Here is a 7283-nt window from a genome sequence, read left to right as displayed (position 1 = left end):
GCTAGTATCCTTATTATACGATAGTACGAAATAGTACGCAATAATTTTAAGTAAAATTTGACAAAAAAATATAAGCCTGAGTTGGCTTACGGTCACTTTTTATTCAATTTGGGTGTCAAACTCCCGATTTTTATATCGGTAATATAAGACAATGTGTAAACATCATTACCTCTTTATTCTTTAAACCATCAGAATGCTCTGAAATCCTTAAATAGACTACAAGCTGTTTTATTTTTCCGTCAGCTATGTTATAGTACGAATTGTATAGCATTTTCACTAGGGGTGCCTTTATAAGGCTGAGATTAGAGTGAACTCTAAGACCCTTTGAACCTGACCTGGTTAAAGCCAGCGGAGGAAAGTGGATCATTCAGCATCAATTAAAATAGGACATTCCAAACGTAAATGATCCATAAGGTATGTGCATACGTTCGAAATAATCATTGAATGCCTCCCTTTCCTCCGGGCCCATATGTCGGGTCACTATCAATTAAGAAGGGGAGGATTTATTTATGCGCTTTACCGAGTCATTACGTCAGGTAACAGAGGAAAGCTGGGAACAAAGTCTAAATCATCCATTTGTTCAGGGGATTGTACGGGGGGATCTGCCGCTCGATACGTTCAAGTTTTATATTCTTCAGGACATCTACTATTTAAAACATTTTGGCAAGATACATGCCATGGCAGCTGCACAATCAGATGATTTTAAGGTATCAGCGATGCTTGCTGAAAAAGCCAAAATGACGGCAGAAGCGGAATTGACCGTCCATCGTGAACATGCGGAACTGCTGGACATCACCGAGGATGATATGCTTCATTTCAAACCGGCGCCGACCGCGTATGCCTATACATCACATATGTACCGGGCAGCGCTCTCGGGACAAATCGGACAGACGGTTGCTGCCATGCTTCCGTGCTACTGGTTGTATGCTGATATCGGAAAGAAAAACCAGGATGCGAAGCCGGGGCAAACCATCTATCAAAATTGGATCAACATGTATGCAGATAATTGGTTCCAGACATCCACACAAGAGCAAATTGATTTGCTGGATGAGATAGCTGAGGAAGCCAGTGACAAAGAAAAAGAAAAAATCAAGGAACAATTCGTGATCGCAAAAGAATACGAACTCGCTTTTTGGGAGATGGCCTATACGAAAGAAATTTGGTTATCGGACAGAGGAGCACTGTATAATATTTGAAGTTAATGGCATCCTGTTTCATCGCAGGATGCCATTTTTATTCCTGCATTATTAGGCAGTTGCCATCAGTGCCATTCGGAACCATCAAAGAGGACTCCCGAGTTGTTTTCAAAGTCAGACAAATTCGTAAAAAGAAATGGTCATTGCATGAAGCTTCAGCCAGAAAAGGACTTTCAGGGTTAATATCCTGGAAACGTTTGTTAATTGGTATTGTAAAGGTTCCATCGCCCCATCCTGCTTATGTAGCTCAATTTTTATTATAACAAAATTATTAATCTTTCTGAAGTTTAAAATAGATCTAAAGTGATTTTTCAAGCCAAGACAGACTGCCCGGTAACACAAAATAAAACCGTACCATACAATACCATTAGGCAACTGACATGGAGGCGATGATATGGATGAATACATTAATCAGATCTTAAACCATTGGGAAGGTGAGCCTTTAAAGGGAGCAAAAAAAATAATTAATAAATATGGTTATCCGCAAGAAGCATCGTTGAGCAAACTGACGTGGCATCATAATGGGCCGTGGAAACGGACAATCGTTCACCGCGAGACGGTTCCACATAACTTTCCGCACCCGCATCCTGATTTTTTGGAACAAACAATTGATTATCAGGTACCACTCCACTTATATGACGATATCACGATATTTGACGGTAGTCTTACCATCGACCGTACAAAAGGTGAAGTTAGCTCAATGTGCGATCAGGAGGCCATGAACATGTTATCCCTGAATGTTATGAATGATATCGTGATGGGCCGTTGTGACATTCAGGGTGCCAAAGCATTTTTGGCTCAAACAGCTTGTAGGAAGCTTAACATGGGTGTTGCGTCGCCCTATACAGAAGAACTTGTTTTTCCAAAGCAATACAATACAGCAGATCCGGGTATTTGTTATTTTGAGTGAAGAACACGCTGCTTGGCGTCTTTATGTGATGTTAAGCGGCAGGTTCATTAAATGCTGATTGATTACCCTTCTTTTCCCCATAAACAAACTGTCTTTCTTTACATTATTTGTGAGGAATTAGCTCAGACTATGAAAAAAGGAGGATTTCAATGAGTACTGATAAAGGCAAAAAGAAGAAAAATAAAAGCAAAGAAGAATTAAATGCCATGAAAGGTGGCAAGGAAAGACATCGTCGAAATCGGTCTTGAAAATGTCTTTAGTGCAGCCACTTCACCATTTTGCCGCTTGCCAAAAAACATGTGAGGATAGCGATCAAATAAAAGATCAAGGCATCCGCCGTTGGATGTTCCTTGATTTTTATTTGTATCTGCATCGGCGGCAGGTGCTAAGTCTGCAATCTGACAAGAAGTGCATACACTTCAGGCGCAGCTTTATTTAGCCGGACGGGTTTCCATCGAGTCACCGATTTCCCTCGTAACACCTGACGAGGCTACTTCTGTTGGCGCCGCACCGCACCACAATTATGTTGCTTAACCATTTCCCCGACACAAAAGTGAGTCAAATATTTTCAAAAGCCATCTCATTGATTTATAATAAAGGACATCTTAAGCATTCTATTAAGGACTTAGCATAAAGGAGACATGTATATGAGCAATAAGATAAAACTGGGAGTCGTTGGTTATGGTAATCTTGGACAAGGAGCCGTCAAAGCGATTAAAGCGACTGATGACCTGGAATTAGTAGCCGTTTTCACTAGAAGAGACCCAGAAACACTCGGTATTGATGAGCCTGGTGTACAAGCTGTACATATTGATGAGGCAAGTGATTACCAGAAGGCTATTGATGTCATGTTACTTTGCGGCGGATCGGCAACAGATTTACCCGAACAAACACCACACTTCGCCAGCATGTTCAACACTGTAGACAGTTACGATACACACGCAAAAATCCCTGAATTCTATCAATCAGTCAATGAAGTAGCAGCCAACCATCATACAACCGCTATTATCTCTGTCGGCTGGGATCCAGGCCTATTCTCCATCAACCGGGTAATGGCGGATGCGATTTTATCTAACGGGGAAAATTATTCATTCTGGGGAAAAGGTCTTAGCCAAGGTCACTCTGATGCCGTAAGACGCGTGAATGGTGTTAAAAATGGTGTACAATACACCATTCCATCAGAAGAAGCAATTGAACAAGTTCGCAGCGGCGTCAATCCGGAATTATCAACATCTGAAAAACACCGTCGCGTTTGCTACATTGTTCCTCAAGAGGATGCGGACAAATCAGCAATCGAACATGAAATCAAAACCATGCCAAATTATTTCGCAGATTATGATACAGAAGTGAATTTTATCTCAGAGGAAGAATTGGAACGCGACCACGCCAAAGCACCACATGGCGGTTTTGTTATTCGAAGTGGAAAGACTGGTAAAGATAATAACCAACTTTATGAGTTCTCGCTTACATTAGACAGTAACCCTGAATTTACATCAAGTGTATTAGTTGCCTATGCAAGAGCTGCCCATCGAATGAGCCAGGAAAAACAATTTGGTGCCAAAACAGTATATGATGTCGCACCGGGTTATATTTCACCACGATCAGCAGAGGAATTAAGAAAAGATTATTTATAAGTTATGATTAAACAACTCCCTTTTTGATTGAAGGGAGTTGTTTCGTTTTAATTCCTATTATAAGGCGTTCAACAACACAGAAAATTTATAGTGTGTCCATTTTTTGAGGCATTCGATAGTATAACCCTTAGCACAATTGTTCTTCTCTATGGCACCCTTATCCTGGCTCTCATAGTCATTAGTTGGATTTACCGGGTAATCCCCACAAACATCGACCCCGCTGACATTCTCATTCTGAAAAAGTGCCTTCATCATTTTCATCATTTGCTTTAACCTTAATGTTCCGTGGTCCCAACCCGTTAAAGCATTTTTTCTATCCAGTACACCTTTATCCATACTGATATAAACGGAATCCGTCGGTATATTTTGTGAAATAGATTGTATGATTATTGTAAAGTTTGATTGGAGTGAATTTTCCGTGTAGGTTACGATGTTTTTGCTAATAGATGCGGGAATATGTTGTAATGCCTCTTTACTCACGCCAATTATAAACACTTTCTTTAGCATGGGGAGATCTTGAAGGGAATCCAATACCCAGGATCCACAGGAAATGAGTGAATCACTGGGACTTGAAATTGTATCGGTATGATGGTCAATTAAACCTCTCATCACTTATCGAGCTTACAGTCTGATTGAAGTGGAAGATTCCTAAGAACATCAGTGTAACCACTGATTATTTATTAGGCTATCCCCGTATTTAGAAGTGCTCTATGCGACGTTTCGAACGAATTCCGAGAGACGTTCGGGCGTTAGAAGTACTCTATTCGACGTTTCGGGCGATTCCGAGAGCCGTTCGGGCGTTTAGAAGCACTCTATACGACGTTTCGGATGATTCCGAGAGCCGGTCGGGCGTTTAGAAGCACTCTATACGACGTTTCGGACGATTCCGAGAGCCGTTCGGGCGTTTAGAAGCACTCTATACGACGTTTCGGATGATTCCGAGAGCCGTTCGGGCGTTTAGAAGCACTCTATACGACGTTTCGGACGATTCCAAGAGCCGTTCGGGCGTTTAGAAGCACTCTATACGACGTTTCGGATGATTCCAAGAGCCGTTCGGGCGTTTAGAAACACTCTATACGACGTTTCGGACGATTCCAAGAGCCGGTCGGGCGTTTAGAAGCACTCTATTCGACGTTTCGGACGATTCCAAGAGCCGTTCGGGCGTTTAGAAGCACTCTATACGACGTTTCGGATGACTCCGAGAGCCGGTCGGGCGTTTAGAAGCACTCTATACGACGTTTCGGACGATTCCGATTATCTTGCAATGGTCGGACAATTGAGATGGCAAGTGAGCCATTCCTTGTCCGAAGGCGATTCATCTCCACCCTACTTCGCCTGAGGATGGAATCTTCTCGCCTAAATACGATAAATTTATTATATAATAATTATCATTTAGTAAAATAACGGTTATTCCATTTTAAATACAAAAAAAGACAAGGATTTATCCCCTGTCTCATTTCTTACGATCATAATATTTAGTATTTGTATGCCTTATATTTGATACCTGAGGTGGGATTCGAACCCACACGCCCGTAGGCACAGCATTTTGAGTGCTGCGTGTCTGCCAATTCCACCACTCAGGCATAGTCGTTAACTTGAAGGCGGTAACCGGATTCGAACCGGTGATAAAGGTTTTGCAGACCTCTGCCTTACCACTTGGCTATACCGCCAATAAGTAAAATAAAAGAGCGGAAGACGGGATTCGAACCCGCGACCCCCACCTTGGCAAGGTGGTGTTCTACCACTGAACTACTTCCGCATATTTTGGCTGGGCTAGCTGGATTCGAACCAGCGAATCACGGGATCAAAACCCGATGCCTTACCGCTTGGCTATAGCCCAATAACATTCAAAATGATATGGGGCGACCGGTGGGGATCGAACCCACGAATGCCGGAGCCACAATCCGGTGCGTTAACCACTTCGCCACGACCGCCATAGTAAGAAAATATGGCAGGGGTAGTAGGAATCGAACCCACATCAAAGGTTTTGGAGACCTTCGTTTTGCCATTAAACTATACCCCTATGATGAAAAGTGGTGGAGGGGGAGGGATTCGAACCCCCGAACCCTGAGGGAGCGGATTTACAGTCCGCCGCGTTTAGCCTCTTCGCTACCCCTCCATATGATACTCGCAAAATGGTGGCTCGGGACGGAATCGAACCGCCGACACACGGATTTTCAGTCCGTTGCTCTACCGACTGAGCTACCGAGCCGTATGTAGATAGTTTATCTTTATTGTTATCCACTATTATATTTTAGTGCTCATCGTGTTGCATGTCAATTCGATGAAGCAGCACTCCTCGCAAGCCTACATAGATGATCATCATTTATGCAAGTGGCCAACTCAAAGCCAATATATATATAATTTATTTCTAATGGCGGTCCGGACGGGACTCGAACCCGCGACCTCCTGCGTGACAGGCAGGCATTCTAACCAACTGAACTACCGGACCATTTGGTTGCACTTCACAACACTATTAATTTTCAATTAGCATTGATGTTTATTCAGTGTAGTGAATTAAATAATTTTGGTTGCGGGGGCAAGATTTGAACTTGCGACCTTCGGGTTATGAGCCCGACGAGCTACCAGACTGCTCCACCCCGCGATATGAAATAAATATTAATAAATCATTTTTGTATCTTTTATGGTTCAAATTCAACTGTTCGTCGTGTTGCAAATTGTTTCAAAGATACCGCACTCCTCACAAGCCTGCACATGGATGTTAGTTCAACGATGATAGGGGCTTGCTCCATCCCGCGATATGAATTAATTATAGAATTGTATTTGATGGTGGAGGATGCAGGGTTCGAACCTGCGACCCCTTGCTTGTAAGGCAAGTGCTCTCCCGGCTGAGCTAATCCTCCGATTCACAATATGCTCATCCGGAGATTAACATGACAACAGTAACTCAACAAAGAATGGTGACCCGTACGGGATTCGAACCCGTGTTACCGCCGTGAAAGGGCGGTGTCTTAACCACTTGACCAACGGGCCAGAACTATAATTAAAGTGGCGGAGAGCGAGGGATTCGAACCCTCGAGACCGCGATAGCGGCCTACACGATTTCCAATCGTGCTCCTTCGACCAACTCGGACAGCTCTCCAAGGCTCCACAGGCAGGATTCGAACCTGCGACCGATCGGTTAACAGCCGATTGCTCTACCACTGAGCTACTGTGGAATAATTTGATCGAGAGCATCAAGGTATTATAACCATATGTGGTGGTGCGCCCGTCGCGTTGCAAGCTCACTCGATGATCCCGCATTCCTGGCAGGGCTTTACATAATTGTTTCAACGGTTATTTCCGACCAACTGCTATGGAATAGATCTGCCTGGCGGCGTCCTACTCTCGCAGGGGTTAAACCCCAACTACCATCGGCGCTGGAGAGCTTAACTGCTGTGTTCGGCATGGGAACTGGTGTGTCCTCTCCGCTATTGCTACCAGACCGTTTAAATCTCATGGTGCTCTGTTCATCACAGAACCCATTATGTTTAAGGACAAGAATTATTATAGGCATTTTTGACGAAAAATGCAAGGGTTTTT

At 43.4% G+C, this 7283-nt stretch carries 4 protein-coding genes, 14 tRNA genes, 1 rRNA gene and 1 riboswitch; of the genes, 3 read left to right on the top strand and 16 right to left on the bottom strand.

Annotation, left to right across the window (positions count from 1 at the left end; translation table 11 throughout):
- Window positions 1–268 precede the first annotated feature (268 nt).
- Window positions 269–374: riboswitch (TPP riboswitch) on the top strand.
- A gap of 135 nt (window positions 375–509) precedes the next feature.
- From tenA to ACFQ4A_RS16665, 3 genes are all read left to right on the top strand, one after another.
- Window positions 510–1196: a thiaminase II gene (gene tenA, locus ACFQ4A_RS16675; RefSeq protein ID WP_382402527.1), complete on the top strand. Its 687-nt coding sequence runs from the start codon at window positions 510–512 to the stop codon at window positions 1194–1196.
- 394 nt (window positions 1197–1590) lie between these two features.
- Window positions 1591–2106 carry a hypothetical protein gene (locus ACFQ4A_RS16670; RefSeq protein WP_382402526.1) on the top strand — a complete coding sequence of 172 codons (516 nt, stop codon included), beginning with the start codon at window positions 1591–1593 and terminating at the stop codon, window positions 2104–2106.
- Between the two features lie 647 nt (window positions 2107–2753).
- The gene (locus ACFQ4A_RS16665) at window positions 2754–3740 is read left to right on the top strand and encodes a diaminopimelate dehydrogenase (protein WP_382402525.1); all 987 of its coding nucleotides are present in this window, start codon (window positions 2754–2756) and stop codon (window positions 3738–3740) included.
- Window positions 3741–3797: 57 nt separating this feature from the next.
- Here the strand turns inward: ACFQ4A_RS16665 and ACFQ4A_RS16660 are convergent, their stop codons facing one another.
- From ACFQ4A_RS16660 to rrf, 16 genes are all read right to left on the bottom strand, one after another.
- Window positions 3798–4349 carry an arginase family protein gene (locus ACFQ4A_RS16660; protein WP_382402524.1) on the bottom strand — a complete coding sequence of 184 codons (552 nt, stop codon included), beginning with the start codon at window positions 4347–4349 and terminating at the stop codon, window positions 3798–3800.
- 892 nt (window positions 4350–5241) lie between these two features.
- Window positions 5242–5323: transfer RNA gene (locus ACFQ4A_RS16655), tRNA-Leu, on the bottom strand.
- A 16-nt stretch (window positions 5324–5339) separates the two neighbouring features.
- A tRNA-Cys gene (locus ACFQ4A_RS16650) sits at window positions 5340–5410 on the bottom strand.
- Window positions 5411–5427: 17 nt separating this feature from the next.
- Window positions 5428–5499 (bottom strand) — tRNA-Gly (locus ACFQ4A_RS16645).
- A gap of 6 nt (window positions 5500–5505) precedes the next feature.
- Window positions 5506–5580 (bottom strand) — tRNA-Gln (locus ACFQ4A_RS16640).
- A gap of 18 nt (window positions 5581–5598) precedes the next feature.
- Window positions 5599–5674: transfer RNA gene (locus ACFQ4A_RS16635), tRNA-His, on the bottom strand.
- 15 nt (window positions 5675–5689) lie between these two features.
- Window positions 5690–5763 (bottom strand) — tRNA-Trp (locus ACFQ4A_RS16630).
- An 11-nt stretch (window positions 5764–5774) separates the two neighbouring features.
- Window positions 5775–5859, bottom strand: a tRNA-Tyr gene (locus ACFQ4A_RS16625).
- Between the two features lie 17 nt (window positions 5860–5876).
- Window positions 5877–5952, bottom strand: a tRNA-Phe gene (locus tag ACFQ4A_RS16620).
- 163 nt (window positions 5953–6115) lie between these two features.
- Window positions 6116–6192: transfer RNA gene (locus tag ACFQ4A_RS16615), tRNA-Asp, on the bottom strand.
- A 76-nt stretch (window positions 6193–6268) separates the two neighbouring features.
- Window positions 6269–6345: transfer RNA gene (locus ACFQ4A_RS16610), tRNA-Met, on the bottom strand.
- Window positions 6346–6528: 183 nt separating this feature from the next.
- A tRNA-Val gene (locus ACFQ4A_RS16605) sits at window positions 6529–6604 on the bottom strand.
- A 55-nt stretch (window positions 6605–6659) separates the two neighbouring features.
- Window positions 6660–6734: transfer RNA gene (locus ACFQ4A_RS16600), tRNA-Glu, on the bottom strand.
- A gap of 16 nt (window positions 6735–6750) precedes the next feature.
- A tRNA-Ser gene (locus ACFQ4A_RS16595) sits at window positions 6751–6843 on the bottom strand.
- Window positions 6844–6847: 4 nt separating this feature from the next.
- Window positions 6848–6919, bottom strand: a tRNA-Asn gene (locus ACFQ4A_RS16590).
- Window positions 6920–7069: 150 nt separating this feature from the next.
- Window positions 7070–7185, bottom strand: a 5S ribosomal RNA gene (rrf, locus tag ACFQ4A_RS16585).
- Between the last annotated feature and the right edge of the window lie 98 nt (window positions 7186–7283).

The sequence above is a fragment of the Lentibacillus salinarum genome (genome assembly GCF_042679865.1).
In the GTDB taxonomy this organism is placed as follows: domain Bacteria; phylum Bacillota; class Bacilli; order Bacillales; family Amphibacillaceae; genus Lentibacillus; species Lentibacillus salinarum.
Note: the sequence above shows the minus strand (reverse complement) of the source record. Positions and strands in the feature narration are given on the sequence as shown.

What these genes read in the sequence shown, in the direction of transcription:
- ACFQ4A_RS16660 (WP_382402524.1), bottom strand. Translation starts at nt 4,349, where the DNA reads ATGAGAGGTTTAATTGACCATCATACCGATACAATTTCAAGTCCCAGT.
- ACFQ4A_RS16670 (WP_382402526.1), top strand. Translation starts at nt 1,591, where the DNA reads ATGGATGAATACATTAATCAGATCTTAAACCATTGGGAAGGTGAGCCT.
- tenA (WP_382402527.1), top strand. Translation starts at nt 510, where the DNA reads ATGCGCTTTACCGAGTCATTACGTCAGGTAACAGAGGAAAGCTGGGAA.
- ACFQ4A_RS16665 (WP_382402525.1), top strand. Translation starts at nt 2,754, where the DNA reads ATGAGCAATAAGATAAAACTGGGAGTCGTTGGTTATGGTAATCTTGGA.